The 16,314-nt window shown below is 48.0% G+C and carries 14 protein-coding genes; 11 read left to right on the top strand and 3 right to left on the bottom strand.

Features of this window, described 5'->3' with window-relative positions:
- The first annotated feature begins 306 nt into the window (after window positions 1–306).
- The 4 genes from MHM95_RS15960 (at window position 307) to MHM95_RS15945 (ending at window position 4,963) form a co-directional block, all read left to right on the top strand.
- Window positions 307–570 (top strand): DUF4212 domain-containing protein, encoded by a 264-nt coding sequence (locus MHM95_RS15960; RefSeq protein ID WP_022946945.1) that lies wholly within the window; start codon window positions 307–309, stop codon window positions 568–570.
- Window positions 571–581: 11 nt separating this feature from the next.
- Window positions 582–2,306, top strand: a complete 1,725-nt coding sequence (locus MHM95_RS15955; RefSeq protein WP_022946944.1) for a sodium:solute symporter family protein — start codon at window positions 582–584, stop codon at window positions 2,304–2,306.
- A 165-nt stretch (window positions 2,307–2,471) separates the two neighbouring features.
- Window positions 2,472–4,316, top strand: a complete 1,845-nt coding sequence (locus MHM95_RS15950; protein WP_239385751.1) for a DUF294 nucleotidyltransferase-like domain-containing protein — start codon at window positions 2,472–2,474, stop codon at window positions 4,314–4,316.
- Between the two features lie 2 nt (window positions 4,317–4,318).
- On the top strand, window positions 4,319–4,963 hold the full coding sequence (locus tag MHM95_RS15945; RefSeq protein WP_151172343.1) for a 3'-5' exonuclease: 645 nt from the start codon (window positions 4,319–4,321) through the stop codon (window positions 4,961–4,963).
- Here the strand turns inward: MHM95_RS15945 and MHM95_RS15940 are convergent.
- Complete coding sequence (locus MHM95_RS15940; protein WP_138547662.1) at window positions 4,950–5,366, bottom strand: rhodanese-like domain-containing protein; 417 nt, start codon at window positions 5,364–5,366, stop codon at window positions 4,950–4,952. The genes MHM95_RS15945 and MHM95_RS15940 overlap by 14 nt on opposite strands.
- 332 nt (window positions 5,367–5,698) lie before the next feature.
- Between MHM95_RS15940 and ribA the strand changes: the two genes are divergently transcribed.
- The 6 genes from ribA to csrA all read left to right on the top strand — a co-directional run bounded on the left by ribA (window position 5,699) and on the right by csrA (window position 11,753).
- Window positions 5,699–6,322, top strand: coding sequence for a GTP cyclohydrolase II (ribA, locus tag MHM95_RS15935; protein ID WP_022946939.1), 624 nt, complete (start codon window positions 5,699–5,701; stop codon window positions 6,320–6,322).
- 34 nt (window positions 6,323–6,356) lie between these two features.
- The gene (locus tag MHM95_RS15930) at window positions 6,357–7,157 is read left to right on the top strand and encodes a BPSS1780 family membrane protein (RefSeq protein ID WP_053910693.1); all 801 of its coding nucleotides are present in this window, start codon (window positions 6,357–6,359) and stop codon (window positions 7,155–7,157) included.
- Window positions 7,157–7,621, top strand: a complete 465-nt coding sequence (locus MHM95_RS15925) for a regulatory protein RecX (protein ID WP_239385750.1) — start codon at window positions 7,157–7,159, stop codon at window positions 7,619–7,621. Before MHM95_RS15930 ends, MHM95_RS15925 begins: the two co-directional genes overlap by 1 nt.
- A 10-nt stretch (window positions 7,622–7,631) precedes the next feature.
- Entirely contained in the window at window positions 7,632–10,232 is a 2,601-nt protein-coding gene (gene alaS / locus MHM95_RS15920; protein ID WP_045978616.1) for an alanine--tRNA ligase, read from the top strand.
- 21 nt (window positions 10,233–10,253) lie between these two features.
- Window positions 10,254–11,468, top strand: a complete 1,215-nt coding sequence (locus MHM95_RS15915; RefSeq protein ID WP_239385749.1) for an aspartate kinase — start codon at window positions 10,254–10,256, stop codon at window positions 11,466–11,468.
- Window positions 11,469–11,561: 93 nt separating this feature from the next.
- A complete protein-coding gene (gene csrA / locus MHM95_RS15910) occupies window positions 11,562–11,753 on the top strand; it encodes a carbon storage regulator CsrA (protein ID WP_022946934.1) in 192 nt (63 codons plus the stop codon).
- Between the two features lie 25 nt (window positions 11,754–11,778).
- Here the strand turns inward: csrA and MHM95_RS15905 are convergent, their stop codons facing one another.
- Window positions 11,779–12,252, bottom strand: a complete 474-nt coding sequence (locus MHM95_RS15905) for a YcxB family protein (protein WP_239385748.1) — start codon at window positions 12,250–12,252, stop codon at window positions 11,779–11,781.
- Between the two features lie 39 nt (window positions 12,253–12,291).
- Here MHM95_RS15905 and MHM95_RS15900 point away from each other — a divergent pair, with 39 nt between their 5' ends.
- Window positions 12,292–13,233 carry a hypothetical protein gene (locus MHM95_RS15900; protein ID WP_239385747.1) on the top strand — a complete coding sequence of 314 codons (942 nt, stop codon included), beginning with the start codon at window positions 12,292–12,294 and terminating at the stop codon, window positions 13,231–13,233.
- Window positions 13,234–13,294: 61 nt separating this feature from the next.
- On the opposite strand, the gene MHM95_RS15895 is transcribed toward MHM95_RS15900, so the two are convergent.
- A complete protein-coding gene (locus MHM95_RS15895) occupies window positions 13,295–16,243 on the bottom strand; it encodes a TonB-dependent receptor (RefSeq protein ID WP_239385746.1) in 2,949 nt (982 codons plus the stop codon).
- Window positions 16,244–16,314: the final 71 nt, after the last annotated feature.

Below are 16,314 nucleotides of genomic sequence, written 5' to 3'. Positions count from 1 at the left end.
AAATACCATAGCAAACCCACAACCTATTTAGCAGTGATTTTTAAGTGCTCAGCGCATGCGACTTAAGGTTATTAGACTAATGTATTAAGCCCATGTTCACCTTCGAAAAACGTCCTGAGTTTACCTGAATTAAAATATAACTTAATGAAATTTATAGCTTTATTTGAAATGATGTTCTCGGTGGTATCGACGTTAAGTTTTTGTTACGACTAAGGTCTGAATTTCCTCTGGCGCTGGCGTTGCTAGATTCAAAAGTGATGATAACAACCAGTCATACTTTTAGTGTGACGTGAAGGGGATACAAAAATGGCTTTTAAAGATGCAGATCACGCTAAAGCCTATTGGAACGAAAACCTCAGTCTAGTGTTTAAATTGCTAGTGGTGTGGTTCGTGGTTTCATTTGGCTGTGGCATTTTGCTAGTCGACGTACTCAATGAGGTGCGTTTCTTCGGGTTTAAACTGGGTTTTTGGTTCTCGCAACAGGGCGCCATTTATACCTTTGTGGTTCTTATTTTTGTCTACGCACACAAAATGAATGCGTTAGATAAAAAATACGGCGTAGACGAATAAGGAGCGCAGTGATGGATGTTCAAACGTTAACTTTTTTAATTGTTGGCCTTAGCTTTGCCATGTACATCGGTATTGCTATTTGGGCTCGAGCGGGCTCAACCAACGACTTCTATGTAGCTGGGGGTGGCGTACCACCTTTGGCAAACGGAATGGCAACTGCTGCAGATTGGATGAGTGCTGCGTCGTTTATCTCTATGGCGGGGATTATTTCTTTCGCCGGCTATGATGGTGGCGTGTATCTAATGGGCTGGACCGGCGGTTATGTGTTACTTGCGCTGTGCCTTGCGCCTTACCTTCGTAAGTTCGGTAAGTTTACCGTACCGGACTTTATTGGCGATCGCTATTATTCTCAAGCGGCACGTATGGTGGCTATTTTCTGCGCCATCTTTATTTGCTTTACCTACATCGCAGGGCAAATGCGTGGTGTGGGCGTAGTGTTCTCGCGCTTCCTTGAAGTAGACATTGAAACCGGCGTCTACATTGGTATGGTGATTGTGTTCTTCTATGCCGTATTGGGCGGTATGAAAGGCATCACCTACACCCAAGTAGCGCAGTACTGTGTACTTGTTTTTGCTTATTTGGTTCCGGCAATCTTCATCTCGTTGATGATGACCGGTCACTTGCTGCCACAAACTGGCTTTGGGGCGACACTGAGTGATGGCTCGGGCGCTTATATGCTCGATAAACTCGATGGTCTCAGTACCGAGCTCGGGTTTGCGCAATACACCGAAGGCTCCAAGAGCATGATTGATGTGTTCGCTATAACCGGCGCCTTAATGGTTGGTACTGCGGGTTTACCTCATGTAATTGTTCGCTTCTTCACTGTACCTCGAGTGCGTGACACCCGTATTTCTGCGGCTTGGACTTTAGTGTTCATTGCCATCGTGTATACCACGGCACCGGCAGTTGCATCTTTCGCGCGTGTTAATATGATTGACACTATCAATGGCAAAGATGGCAGCGGAACGCTATACAGCGAAGCCCCAACCTGGATTAAAAACTGGGAAAAAACCGGCTTAATCACGTTTAATGACAAAAATGATGACGGCCGCATGTACTACTCAGCAGGGGATGTTAACGACCCAAGCAGTGCCAATGAGGTGAGTGTCGATCGCGATATTATGGTGCTTGCTAACCCCGAGATCGCTGATTTACCGGCCTGGGTTATCGCCTTGGTTGCAGCCGGTGGTATTGCTGCGGCATTGTCGACCACTGCGGGTTTATTATTGGTCATTTCAACCTCGGTGTCCCATGACTTGTTGAAGCGTACCTTGAAGCCAAATATCAGCGACAAGCAAGAACTTCTGGCAGCGCGGTTAGCGGCAATGGTGGCCATAGGTATCTCCGCTTACTTTGGCATTAACCCGCCCGGGTTCGTGGCATCGGTGGTGGCCTTCGCCTTCGGCTTGGCAGCGGCCAGCTTCTTCCCTGCTATTATCATGGGCATCTTCTCTAAGCGCATGAACAAAGAAGGGGCGATTGCCGGTATGGTAACGGGCATCGGCTTTACCGCTGCGTACATCATCTACTTCAAGTTTATCAGCCCCGACCTAAATAGTGCCGAGCACTGGCTGTTCGGTATCTCCCCTGAGGGCATTGGTTTGCTCGGTATGGTGGTAAACTTTGTGGTTGCCGTTGTGGTTCAGCGTATGACTGCTGAGACACCAGAAGAGATTCGCGAGATGGTCGAGGGGATCCGTAACCCGAAAGGATCAGGGACCGCACACGCACACTAATGTGTGAAACACACAGACAAGCCCGGCCTTAGACCAAGGTCGGGCTTTTTTTGTCGCTGCTTTCGGCCTAGATTTAAGCTATATGCAGGATGCGGTGTTTATCTATGGTTGGCTAACACGCTAACAAGTAGGTAGACACAGCAGTAATCAGTTGAGGTGTGGATAGTGAGCCCACAGCATCAAGATATTATCGATTTTGTCATTGAACAGGCCCCGTTTAATACGTTAGCGCGCTCTGCCTGTGAATACTTTTGTCATCACCTTGAAGTTATTTATGTCACGCGAGAGAACCAGCATCAGTGGCTTGATTCTGACGACCCAAAACTATTTCTTATTCGCAGCGGTAGCCTAGAAATCGTCGCACCAAGTGGAGAGGCGGTCGCGCGCTTAAGTGCGGGTGATTACTTCGGCTATCCATCGCTACTCAGCGGTGAGGCCATTAAAAACCGTATCGAGATAAAGCAGGAAGCTCTGGTATATATTCTCAGTCAGTCCAGTTTTGATTATTTGCGCCACGAATATAAACCCTTTGAGCAGTACTTTGTCCGTGCACACTCGAATCGCCTATTGTCATCGAAATATCAACACCACAGTGATAGCTGGTCAGAACGTAAAATTGCCGAGCTGATGACTCGCCAAGCCGTTACTCTGGGCCCTGAAGCCAGTATTAGGCAATGCGCCCAACTGATGAGTGACCAGCGAGTGTCATCGATTATGGTAACCCACAGCGAAGACACCAAGTTGCTCGGGGTGGTCACCGATCGCGACTTGCGCACTCGAGTTCTGGCAGCGGGGGTGGACCCTGAGCAACCTTTGCAAGCCATTATGACCGCCCACCCGAAATACATTTTCGAAAATAACCGGGTATTTTCGGCTATGCATTTAATGCTCAAGCACAATATTCACCATTTGCCGGTACTGAACGAGGCGCATCAGCCGGTGGGCATGGTGACTGCGACCGACTTGTTACGGCAGCAAAAAAGCGATCCCGTGCAGCTCATTGGTCGCATTTATAAGGCGGCGGGGGTTGCCGATTTAAAACGCTATGCCGGTGAGGTACCGAGTCTACTCGATAGCTTTGCTTATCATATCGAAGACACCACCTTGGTGGGTAAGCTACTTAGTGGTATTAGTGATGCGTTGACCACGCGATTGATTCAATTATACCAACAACGCCATGGGGATGCGCCTACGCGTTTTAGCTGGATTTGCTTCGGCTCACAAGCACGGGAAGAACAAACGCTGCACTCTGATCAAGATAATGGTTTGCTGTTGCCCGACCAATTGAGCAATGCTGAGGCAGATTATTTTCGCGGCATGGGCGAGTTTGTGTGCGAGCAGCTTGATGTCTGCGGCATTGTCCGCTGTCCAGGAAACATCATGGCCAGTAACCCGCAATGTCGGCTATCGATATCGGACTGGTTAGATAAGTTTGCTCGCTGGCTTGGCAGTCCCACGCCCGAGGCGATGCTCAACTGTAAAATATTCTTTGATATTCGCTTTATCACCGGCTCCAGTGATTTGTTTGCGGCATTTACAACGTCGCTTGGCAAGCAAAACCGCGATCAACTTTTTTACCGTGCCTTGGCCAGTGAGTTGAACCAAAATTCGGTGCCTATCGGCCTGTTCCATCAACTAAAAACGCAAACCGATGCCCAGCATCACAAGTTTATCGATCTGAAAAAACGCGGCATTGTGATTATTAACGATATTGTTCGCCTGTATGCACTGCAAGAGGGTATCCGCAGTGCCAATACCCTAGAGCGCTTAGATGCACTGATAAAAACTCGGCAGTTATCGAAAAAAGACATTTTTGATTTAAAAGACTGCTGGCGATATTTAACGCAATTGCGTCTTAAAGCGCAGCTGGATAAAGAGCCGGTGCCGAGTAACTGCATTAACCCCGATACTTTAACGTCGCTCGAGCGCCACCAACTTAAGGAGGCATTTTACTTGGTGCGCCAAGCCCAGCAAGCGGCGAGTTTTAAGTTCGCACGAGGGAGTTTGTAATTATGACCCACGCGTGGTGGCAAAAGCTCAAAGCGATGTTTGGCCAAGACCATTTTGGCTTTGCCGATAGTTGGCATCGTCATCGATATGTGGTGGTGGATTTAGAGCTGACTGGCTTAAACCCTAAGGAGCATGAAATTGTATCCATGGCGTGGGTGGTGATCGAAAATCAACGTATTTGCCCGCGCCAAAGTGCCCATATGTTGCACAGTGGGGTGTCGCAGCTAGCGCAATCGCCTATTTATCACGGTATCACCGCGTCGCGTTTAATCAGCGAGGGCGATTCCATGGCGGCGATACTGACCGCTTTTGATGCTGTCTGCGAAGACAGTATTTTAGTGTTCCATAATGCTTTGCTCGATGAGCGTTTTTTGCGTTGCGCTTACAAACAGCAGGGGCAAAAGTTTCGTTATTTGACGTTGGATACCCTGAAAATTGAGCAACGCCGTTTAGCGCGGCAGGGCACGGAAGTGGCGCTTGATGCATTATCGCTCAGTGCCTGTCGGCGTCGCTATCAGTTGCCGGTTTATCGGGAACACAATGCGTTGAGCGATGCGTTGGCCACTGCGGAACTGTTTCTTGCCCAAGTTAATCACATGAGTCGGCAGCAAAGGCTGCCGCTCAGCGCGTTGATTACTGCTGGTTAATTAAAGGTAGTTCGGCTTGTTGCCATTTTAAGAAATCACCCTCTAAGTGGTATAGCTGGGTAAAGCCTTGCTTTTTGAGCGCCTCCAGAGCAATACCTGCGCGACGACCACTGCGACAATACACCACAATGGCTGTGTCTTTGTTGAGTGTGGCGCCATTTTCAACAATCTCGCTATGGGGGATGTTTACCGCACCTTTGATATGTCCTTGCTGATACTCTTGTTTTGAGCGCACATCAAGCAGCGTCATTGGCGTGGCACTGAACCTATCCGCCATCAGTTGTTGCTGCGTAACCGTCTGTGCTGACTCAGCGTGCAGTGCAGGTGCAAAAACGAGGGTGCACAAGACGAAGGCCAGCGATACCCCGAATGCAGTGAGTTGTGATGCGATTGTTTTTATCATAATAGCCCCTGTTGTTGGCGTGATTAGTCGTTTACAAAGCGATGACACCAAGTGTGTATGACCTATTCCACTTTGGCACAACGCGTAGCGTTAAGGGTGATCATAGTCGCGAGCATCCACTGGCTGCAAGGTTTTCAGCTTCCCGCCAGCACAATCACCATTTATGTATACGGCTACCACCACCGTATTGAGCACATGTTTCCCTTGATTAGCCATCGCTTGGTATTGTTGTTTCGTGTTAATATAACCCCATTTAAAAGCATATAGTGGCTGATTCTGAGCAGCGGCTTGTTATACTATCACAGTTGTTTTTTATAAAAGAGTGAGTCGTCGTGGCTGAAGTAAGAGCTAGGGTCCAATTAAATGTGGGCAAAAACAGTGATATCCCGGCAGAAATTGTCTCATTTTCTGGGCTAAAAGATGGCCAAGAGCATGTTGCACTAATTTTTAATGAGGCGGACAAGCATCAGCAGACACCGCTTATTCGCATGCACTCTGAGTGTTTAACCGGCGACGTTTTCCACTCCAGTCGTTGTGACTGCGGTGAGCAGCTCAATGAAAGTATCGAATTAATGCACCAACAGGGCGGAATATTGTTATACCTGCGTCAAGAGGGGCGAGGCATAGGGTTGTACAATAAGCTCGACGCCTATGTTTTACAGTCTCAAGGTATGAACACCTATGAGGCCAACAACCACTTGGGCTTTGCTGATGATTTGCGCGAGTTTTCCGATGCGGTACTCATGCTTAAAGCGTTGGCTGTGACGCAGGTCAAACTGATGACTAATAACCCTAAAAAACTCAGTGCGTTAGCTGATAATGGCATCGATGTGAAAGCTGTCGTGGGCACGTCGGCGCATATTAAGGTGGGCTTAACGGGAAACCAAGCATACTTAGAAACCAAAATTAAGCATGGCTCGCACATGCTCGATATCAAAAAAATACAAAAACCATAAAGCACGACGCAAAGAAAGAGGAAACGCAGTCATCATGGCTATAGAAATTCGCGTACATAGCGCCAAAGCCGGCGGGCGCTGGATAAAGCAGGGATTGGATATCTTTGCCAAGCAGCCTTTCACTTTTATGTTTATGTACCTGCTCATTGCTGTTTTAGGGTTAGTTGGGCTGGTGGTACCGCTGTTGAAAATTCCAGCAGCACTGGCGACGCCTTTTCTAATGGCTGGTTTTTATCAGTCAGCACTTGCGCGCCAGCAGGGGAAAAACGTTGCCTTTGCCGACATCATCGATGTGTTTTCACAAAAAGGCCGACGGATGGGCTTGTTTCGGGTCGGCTTGTACCAAATGGGGGCGGGGATCTTACTAGGCTTGCTAGCTAGCGTGTTATTTGCGGATATGGCTGCGGTGGTGAGTGACCCGAACATGAACCCAGAGCAGGCGCTACAGCTATTAGCACAAAGCCTGTCATTTCCTTCGTTAGCCTTGTTCCTGGTAATAACCAGTATTTACCTGTGCGCCTTTGCATTTGCCATACCATTAGTGTTTTTTGGCGGCCACACGTCGATGTGGGCGGTGATGAAAGCCAGCTTGATGGCGTTTTATCATAATGCCGCAGCAATGACGGTGTATGGGCTTATTATGGGTGTTTTGATGCTGTTGTGTGCAGTATTGTCCTTTATTCCTCTTCTGGTTCTAATGCCGATTTGCTACATTAGCCTTCTGGTGGCGTTTCAGGCGATTTTTGCGCCGCAACTGGGCGAGCAGGATGCACCCACAGCGCAGCATGTTAATGCTATTAGCGACACCACCGACAACGGTCGATTTGACGCCTAATGGACGATAGCGAAAAGCAAAAGCAAAAAAATTACGTTCTGTGGCTGTTAGGACGACAGGACTACAGCCGTAAAGAATTAGAGCGCAAGTTAAGCCAGCGCCAAGTGCCGCAGGCGTTTAGCTGCGAATTACTGGACTGGTGTGAGCAACATGGGTTCTTAGATGATAACCGGTTTTGTGCCGGTTTTGTCCGTCGCGCAGTGGACAAGCGCCATAGTCCGCGACGCATTATGGCTGATGCGCAGCAAAAGGGGCTGGCAAAAGAGCAAGTTAGCGAAGCCATCGATGCCTTAGACATAGATTGGTTTGAGCTCGCTCTAGAAGCTTATACCCGGAAATTCCGGACAACAGATAAACAATTAGATTACAAAGAAAAAGCTAAGCGCATGCGTTATTTAACAGCGCGTGGGTTTGACTACCAACAGATAGAATTTGCACTTGCAAGTGAAGCGAATGACGAGTGAGAAAAACGCAATGCAGCATTTGACGACCGCACAGCTAAGACAAAAGTTCTTAGACTATTTTGCCAAGCACCAACACCAAATTGTGCCTTCGGCTTCATTAATCCCTGGTACTGATCCAACGTTGTTATTTAACAACGCCGGCATGGTGCCTTTTAAAGACGTATTTTTGGGCGCAGAGAAGCGCCCCTATACGCGAGCGACCAGCGCCCAACGTTGTGTCCGCGCAGGTGGTAAACACAACGACTTAGAAAATGTTGGTTACACTGCCCGTCACCATACCTTTTTTGAAATGCTCGGTAACTTTAGCTTTGGCGATTATTTCAAAGAGCAAGCTATTCAATTTGCCTGGACTTTTTTGACCGAAGAGCTCGGTTTGCCTAAAGAGAAGCTTTGGGTGACGGTGTTTACCGAAGATGATGAAGCCGCCGATATTTGGATTAACAAAATTGGCGTGCCAGCCGATCGCGTCTCTCGCATTGGTGAAAAAGATAACTTCTGGTCCATGGGTGATACCGGTCCATGTGGTCCGTGCTCGGAAATTTTCTACGATCATGGTGAAGAAGTCTGGGGCGGTCCACCAGGGACGCCAGAAGAAGATGGCGACCGTTATATTGAGATTTGGAACTTGGTTTTCATGCAATATAACCGCCATGCCGATGGCACGATGGAAGCCTTACCTAACCCATCTATTGATACAGGCATGGGTCTTGAGCGTATCGCCGCCATTATGCAGGGCGTGCATTCAAACTATGAAATTGACCTATTCCAAGCGTTAATCCAAGCGGCAGCAAAAGTGACGAATGCGCAGGATTTAGAAGATAAATCATTGCGGGTTATTGCCGACCATATCCGTTCGTGTGCGTTTTTGGTGCTAGACGGTGTCATGCCTTCGAATGAAGGACGCGGTTACGTCTTGCGTCGTATTATTCGTCGCGCTGTGCGCCACGGCAACAAGCTGGGGGCAAAAGGCACCTTCTTCCACCAACTGGTGGGTGCGCTGATTGAACAAATGGGGGATGCATACCCTGAGCTTGCCAAACACCAGAGCATTATTGAAAAAGTACTGCGTATTGAAGAAGAGCAATTTGGCAAAACTCTAGAGCGCGGCTTGGCTATTTTGGAAGAACACTTAAGCGCCCTAGAAGGTGATGTTATTCCCGGCGATGTGGTGTTCAAGCTCTATGATACCTATGGCTTTCCAGCGGACTTAACCGCTGATGTCGCTCGTGAACGTTTTATGACTATTGATGAGCGTGGTTTCCAGCAGTGTATGGATGTGCAACGTAAAAAAGCACAACAAGCTGGCAAGTTTGGCGCTGATTACAACACGCAACTGCGCTCTGATAAGTCGAGCGACTTCAAGGGTTATGAAGCCGAGCATTACAGCGGCACAGTGGTCGAGTTGTTCGCTGCTGGCGATAAGGTATCGGTATTGGAAGATGGTCAAGAAGGTATCGTGATACTTGATCGTACGCCATTTTATGCTGAGTCAGGCGGTCAGGTGGGTGACACCGGCGTGCTGAAAGCCGGTAATGGAGAGTTTATTGTTACCGATACACAAAAACTTGGCAATGCCATTGCGCACTACGGCAAAGTAAGTGGGCAAATGGGGGTGAACGATAAAGTGGATGCGCGTATCGATGCTGAGCGCCGTGACCGCATTAAGAAAAACCACACTGCAACCCACCTTATTCACGAAGCATTGCGCCAAGAGTTGGGTGAGCATGTAAACCAAAAAGGCTCCTTGGTTGAGCCTGATCGTATGCGTTTTGACTTCTCTCATTTTGAGGGCGTCACGCGTGAGCAACTACAACGCATCGAACAACAAGTGAATATTGAAATTCGTCGTAATTTTGCTTTGCAAACTGAACTTATGGCCATTGATGAGGCAAAAGCAAAGGGCGCTATGGCGCTATTCGGCGAGAAGTATGACGATGAAGTACGTGTCGTGAGCATTGGCGACTACTCTATCGAGCTGTGTGGTGGTACCCACGTGCAGCGCACTGGCGACATCGGCTTATTTAAAATCGTCTCAGAGGCGGGTATTGCCGCTGGTGTACGCCGTATTGAAGCGGTCACCGGTGATGATGCATTGAATTATGTTGCTGAGCAAGAGAACAAACTGGCGCAAATAGCTGCGTTGCTCAAAGCGGATAATGCCTCGGTGCTTGATAAAGTATCGGGTTTAATTGAGCGTAGTAAAGGCCTTGAGAAGCAGGTGGCGCAACTGAATGACAAGCTCGCCAGTGCAGCGGGCGCCTCGTTGCTTGATAGTGCCATTGATGTCAACGGCGTTAAGCTGCTTGTGGCGAATGTTGCTGGCACCGAGAGCAAAGCGCTGCGTGGTATGGTTGATGACCTGAAGAACAAGATGGGTTCAGGCATTATTGCTTTAGGCGTTGCGAACGGCGAAAAAGTCAGTTTAATTGCTGGTGTCACCAAAGATCTTACTGGTCAGTTTAAAGCCGGAGAGTTGGTTAACCATATGGCTGCACAAGTCGGTGGTAAAGGTGGCGGTCGCCCTGATATGGCACAAGCCGGTGGCTCGCAACCAGAGCACTTAGATAGCGCACTGGCCAGTGTTCAAGCATGGGTGAGTGAGCGTGGATAAACAACAGGCGCGTATTTATTCGTGGCACTGTTAGTTCAAAAGTTTGGCGGCACCTCGGTAGGCTCGATTGAGCGTATTGAGGCCGTCGCCGATATCATTATTCGCCAACGTCAGCAAGGCCACCACGTTGTGGCTGTGGTGTCAGCCATGTCAGGCGAAACTAATCGATTATTAGCGTTAGCTGAGCAAGTTGATAGCTCCCCCAGCCCTCGTGAACTTGATGCATTAGTAAGTACAGGTGAGCAAGTAAGTGCCAGTCTTCTAGCGATGGCACTGATCCGCCGAGGCTACCCCGCCATCAGCTTGCTGGGCGATCAACTAGGTATTCGTACCGACAACCTCTTTACCAAAGCACGTATCAATGACATCAACAGTGCCCGCTTACGTCAAGAAATTGAACATGGTCGCATTGTTATCGCAGCAGGATTTCAAGGCCGTGATTTGGAAGGAAATATTACCACTTTGGGGCGCGGCGGTAGCGACACTTCGGCAGTGGCCATTGCCGCTGCGATAAATGCTCAAGAATGTCAGATCTATACCGACGTTGACGGCGTATATACCACTGATCCTCGTATCGAACCTGGGGCATGGAAGCTGTCGAGCGTGTCAGTGCAGGTCATGCTAGAGATGGCTAGTTTAGGCGCGAAGGTATTGCATATTCGTGCAGTGGAAGCCGCTGCGCATTATAAAATGCCATTGCGGGTGTTATCCAGCTTTAATGTTGGGGAAGGGACGCGCGTTGATTACGAGGATGAAGGTATGCAACAACAGACTGTTTCGGGAATTGCCTCCAAGCGTGAGCAAGCGCTTATCTTTATAAATGATTGCTCAAATGATGGTTCTACTTTAGCAAATATAGTGGAACTCTTGGCTGAAAAAGGCATCGAAATAGACATGATTAACCAAGTTAATCAAAAAGTTGGAAAAGTAGACTATGCTATAAGTGTACCTAGCTTAGAGTTGCAACAAGCAATGAGTTTATTGCAAGAAAGTGATGCTTTAAGCGGGGCCAAAATAGATAGTCGTGACGACCTCGCCATGTTGTCTATAGTTGGCGCAGGGATAAAAACGAACACGCCAATTACGGGGCGATTTTTTCGCGTGTTAGCCGATGAAAATATTGATGTAGTCGTCGCTAGCTCAGGAGAAATAAAGCTTTCAGTTCTTATTGAACGAAAGTACTTGGAATTGGGCGTACGTGCATTACATGCGGCTTTTTTAACGGCAAGTGAATAATCGCTTTTAAGTTTTACTTACTTTTAGAGTGATTATTCTTTAGAATGCCGGAGACGGAATTTTTTACTAATTTGGAACTATGGGAGCAAGCGAATGCTAATTCTTACTCGTCGAGTTGGTGAAACCTTAATGATTGGTGATGAAGTCACAGTGACTGTTTTAGGCGTTAAGGGTAACCAAGTGCGTATCGGTGTGAATGCACCAAAGGATGTGTCTGTTCACCGCGAAGAGATTTACATGCGAATCCAAGCCGAAAAATCGGACTCAAATCCGGGCAACGCATAAATAAACGAATTCATAAAAGCCACTATCAAGTGGCTTTATTTTTATCGAAAATAAATGCAATCACTTTCTCATTGAGCACTCGAGCGGGAAAATAGTGCCTAGCTCCCTTATCGGTGACAATAATTATTCCCTTCTGCGTACTCAATACCTCTTTAATCTGTGGCCATGAGTATTGCTTCTTATGGGCATTGATCTCGGTACTAATTCCTTTCTCATCAATCCGCAGCGTCACTTCATTTCCAGCTGCTCTTGTTAATCGCTGTCGTGCCACCCACCAAGGTTGCTGATATTTGTAGGCAACCACTTCTAAAATAGCTAAAGCAAACAAAAAATAACCAAGGTAGTTATTTTGCAACTTAAACATGCTAAAAAGAGCAAGTCCTACGAGCAAGAGCACCAGTGGATATTTGAGTTGGCGGCGATGGCTGAAGGGCAAAGACTGCTCAAAGCTCTCGTGGTAGTAGTCTTTATCTAAAATATAGCTAGTGTGGTAATTCATAGTACTCGTTATACGAACTTGATTAATATAGAGGCAGGTATGCGCACGATTTTTATGGCATTAACGGCCGCGCTTTTCAGCGCTACGGTTGGCGCCCAACACCAATTTTTGGTCTTTGGCGATATGCCATATTCTCCTATCGATGAAGCGCTGCTCACCTCACCTACAGGGCCATTATATCAAGGCGTACGGCAAACCCCACATCATTTTATTGTTCACGTCGGCGATATTAAGGCTGGAGCTGTCGCTTGCACCGATCATGTTCTGCGCGGCAACTACCAGCTGTTAGCTAATCTTAGTGAGCGGCCCTTTGTCTACACACCGGGTGACAATGATTGGACCGACTGCGATAGGAAAGGGCTTAGCACACGCTTAGATGAGCTAGAGAGGCTAAGTTTTGTACGTAAAGAATTCGCTGTGCACACGGTCGCTTTGCCCGGCTATGAACGCCAGCCTGAGCTGCCAGAAAACCAGGCTTGGCGTATAGAGCAAGTGCAATACCTAACTGTGCATGTGGTTGGTACCAATAATGGTCGTGCGCAAATTCTTAAGTCTGATAAAAAACAAGCGCTGCAGGCTGTTAAAAAGCGAGATCAGCTCAATATTCAATGGCTAACACGCCATGCTGATAAAGACCTAACCGCCATGGTTGTCTTTTTTCAAGCGGATATCTTTCGCTCAAGTAGCGATAAGGGAGTGTGCAGTGACAATAACCGAAAATGTGATGGCTTTGCTGTCTATCGTCAGTACTTAGATAAGCTCGCTCAACACAGTGATTATCCTATTTTAGTGGTGCATGGCGATACCAGTGAATTTTGCTTTTCACAGCGTCAGTCGCAGCTTTGGCATCTTAATGCACCTGGCGATTTTCAGGTTTTAGATATTGCTCATGTAACCGTTAATGTAGATTCCGCAAAGCCTTTTCAGGTGTCCCCCTTGGTGACAAATAGCGCTATTCCTCGCTGTGAAGATGACGGTTAGCTACTGCGGCAGGTAAGCATAAAAAAGCCGCGCTAGGCGCGGCTTTTGTTAACACTGCGAATTAGAACTGGAACCTTAGGCCCAGTTTAAACTTGCGACCAAGCACGTCATAGTTACTTGGGAACGTGTTACCTGAGTTAGAGCTGGTATCACCTGCCTCATTACCCACAACCGGTGGATCTTTCTCGAACAGGTTATCTATACCTAAACTTGCGGTGATATTATCGGTAAGGTGATAATTGGCATACAAGTCAAAGTAATCGTAGGAATCGATACTTCTAAACTCTGGGAAGTAATCGTCGGCAACGACTGGCTCTGCGTCAATGCCGTCAATGTGACGCCATTGCAATGACAGGGTAAAGTCGTCCATCGCCCACGTAGTACGTTGCACCCAGCGCATCTCTGCGAGGGGATCACAGCTGGCACTGTAATACCCTTTACAGTCGATAATTCGCGCTGTATCAGAGCTTTGCGATTCTTGAGTTAGATACTTGTTGATGGTTCCTGAGAACTGCAGCTCACCCATGTCCTCAAGTGGCACGAAGAAATTGAACCCCAGTTCAACCCCTTCAGCGGTCAAGTTCTTGAGGTTGGTAGTGAATTGTTCAATCCCGGCACCAGCAACGGTCAAATCGCCACCAACACGTTGTATTTTGGCACATTCTTGTGCATCACCTAACTTGTAACAGGCATCAAGGATTTCTTGTGCTGAAAACTCGCCGATGATGTCATCAATATCAATATCATAGTAATCTAAACTGATAGTGAAGTTTTGCAAGGTATCGAACTCTGGAGTCCAAACAATACCTGCTGTAAAGGTGCTTGCTTCTTCAGCGTCAGGTGGATTAAGTGGATCGCTTCCGGAGATCACTTGCACTTGACCTGATATCACATCTTGCACGTTACCCACTTGCGCATCGGTCATGCCAGTGGAAATACACAGCTGGCGCAGTTCAGCGCTGATGTTACCGGCGTTGGCAACCGAGCAAGGGTCGCTAGTCGCGTTATCAAGGCCAGTTACCACAGGAGAGGCGATCTCACCGACGTTCGGGGCTCGCGTCGCTTGCTGTTGCATAACACGTACTAATACACTGCTAACTGGGCGCCAGTTGAAACCAAGCTTCCAGGTTTCATTAGAGCCCACGGTATCGTAGTCTGCCCAACGGAAACCAAACTCCACATCAAGCGTATCAGCAAATGCCATACCGTCTAAGACTGGCAAGTAACCTTCCATGAACAGCTCATCAACACTGAAGCCACCTTCAATAGGCAACTGGTTACCTCCAGCACCGCCCTGACAGCTCGCTGGTGCAAGTTTCAAACATTCATCAGGCTCAAATAAGCCTTTTTCTTTGCGGTACTCGTAACCAAAGCTCATTGATAGCGGTGCGCCGGCGCCGGGCACTTCAATAAACTCAATCGGACCATTGATGGTCGCAGTTGCGATACGCTGGCTGTACTTTTGCTGCTGTAATGCAATAGCTGTAGCATAACCGGCCATTTCATCGGTAATGGTGCCAAAGCCACCAAACAGGTTGATGGGTACGCACGTTGGGTCGCCGTTTAAGCAGGTGACACCGTCTTCGGTTTCAAGGGCATTTTGGATGTTAGTTAGGTTGGTGTAGCCACCGCGTACGGTGGTACGGTTGGACTCACCATATTGGAAACTAACATCATACTCCCAGTCGTCAAACACATAACCTTTCACGCCAGTGACAAACTGGAACAACGAGGTGTCATAGCGCTCTGTACGGGGGCCGAGTTCGAGTGTACGCCGACGTAACTGCACAGTTAAATAGTCCTCAGAGTCGACGACGCCATTGCCGTTGACATCATTCCAGTTACTGTCACTTAAGAGACCATCAGCGAGCGCGTTGTTGCCCGTATCAATCATAAATTGCTGTGCTTGATCGCCAATTAACGGGTTAAATAGTGGCAATTCGAAACTAGCACCAAATGTGCCTGATGGCGCAACCTGTGTATCTACCGAGATCGAGCTGTAAGTGAGTGATGAATAAACTTCATGATCGTCGGTGAGGTTGTAACGAGCGAGAGCCGTACCTGAATAGCGCTCGGACGGTGTCTGATAGAAGTTATAGGGGTTGAAGTTGAACACGCTACAGGTATCAGCAGCAAGTGTGCCATCATTTCTAAATTGGCCTGCGGTACCCGCTCCGACAATACCAAAGCGTGTGGGCATGGCCGTTGTAGAACCACCACTTTCTACTGAGTTAGGGGCCTCACATTCAGAGGGCGCTGGAACGGGCGGTTGACCATTGAGGAATTGCTCATAGTTAGCGCCTGATGCGGTTTCGATACCAAGTAAACCCAACGGACGATCGCCAAGGAGTACTTGGTCACGCTTCATCCAGTCCAATGAGAGTACGACGTTACCTCTGTCATCAGCGAGGTTAGAACCGATGGTAAGCGATATATTACTTTTATCGCCGTCACTTTCGTCTGTTTGCTGGTGCGAGGTGTCTAAGGCTATCCCTTCAAAATTATCTTTAAGGACAAAGTTAACCGCCCCGGCAATGGCATCAGAGCCATAAACGGCCGAAGCACCACCAGTAACTACATCGATGCGCTCTACCAGTGCCGAAGGGATCACTGAGGTATCTACCGAACCGTTGTAGTTATATGGGATCATTCGTCGGCCATTAACCAGTATCAATGAACGCTGAGAACCCAAGCCTCTTAAGTTGACCGTTGCTGCACCGCCAGAGCCGTTGTTCACGTTACTGCCGTCACCGGGAATAGTGGATGGTAAAGTACGTAGAATTTGCTCTACTTCAGGTTCTTGTTGGAAGCGCAGCTCTTTCTCGCCAATGGACGTGATGGGGCTGGCTGAGACAGCGCCAGGCTGGCGAATACGACTACCAGTGATGGCTATGACCTCAATATCCTTGGCTTCTTCATCCCCCGTAGCGAGTGCTTGAGGCATAACGAATGAAGAAATACCTACGCCGAGCGCTACTTGTAGCGACAGCGCCAGTTTAGATTTTAACATTGTTTTTCTCCCTAGTTATTAGTACGACTAATACTTCAGGGCCAATCAAACTGCGGTTGTTCCTATTTAGC

This window comes from Pseudoalteromonas sp. CnMc7-15 (assembly GCF_022347925.1).
Lineage (GTDB): Bacteria > Pseudomonadota > Gammaproteobacteria > Enterobacterales > Alteromonadaceae > Pseudoalteromonas > Pseudoalteromonas ruthenica.
The sequence above is the reverse complement of the archived record's forward strand: the minus strand, read 5'-3'. Positions and strand labels throughout refer to the sequence as shown.

Excerpts from the sequence above, each read along its gene's own strand:
- MHM95_RS15900 (WP_239385747.1), top strand. The coding sequence starts at position 12,292 with ATGCGCACGATTTTTATGGCATTAACGGCCGCGCTTTTCAGCGCTACG.
- MHM95_RS15905 (WP_239385748.1), bottom strand. The coding sequence starts at position 12,252 with ATGAATTACCACACTAGCTATATTTTAGATAAAGACTACTACCACGAG.
- MHM95_RS15960 (WP_022946945.1), top strand. The coding sequence starts at position 307 with ATGGCTTTTAAAGATGCAGATCACGCTAAAGCCTATTGGAACGAAAAC.
- MHM95_RS15945 (WP_151172343.1), top strand. The coding sequence starts at position 4,319 with ATGACCCACGCGTGGTGGCAAAAGCTCAAAGCGATGTTTGGCCAAGAC.
- MHM95_RS15895 (WP_239385746.1), bottom strand. The coding sequence starts at position 16,243 with ATGTTAAAATCTAAACTGGCGCTGTCGCTACAAGTAGCGCTCGGCGTA.
- MHM95_RS15955 (WP_022946944.1), top strand. The coding sequence starts at position 582 with ATGGATGTTCAAACGTTAACTTTTTTAATTGTTGGCCTTAGCTTTGCC.
- MHM95_RS15925 (WP_239385750.1), top strand. The coding sequence starts at position 7,157 with ATGGACGATAGCGAAAAGCAAAAGCAAAAAAATTACGTTCTGTGGCTG.
- alaS (WP_045978616.1), top strand. The coding sequence starts at position 7,632 with ATGCAGCATTTGACGACCGCACAGCTAAGACAAAAGTTCTTAGACTAT.
- MHM95_RS15940 (WP_138547662.1), bottom strand. The coding sequence starts at position 5,366 with ATGATAAAAACAATCGCATCACAACTCACTGCATTCGGGGTATCGCTG.
- csrA (WP_022946934.1), top strand. The coding sequence starts at position 11,562 with ATGCTAATTCTTACTCGTCGAGTTGGTGAAACCTTAATGATTGGTGAT.
- MHM95_RS15930 (WP_053910693.1), top strand. The coding sequence starts at position 6,357 with ATGGCTATAGAAATTCGCGTACATAGCGCCAAAGCCGGCGGGCGCTGG.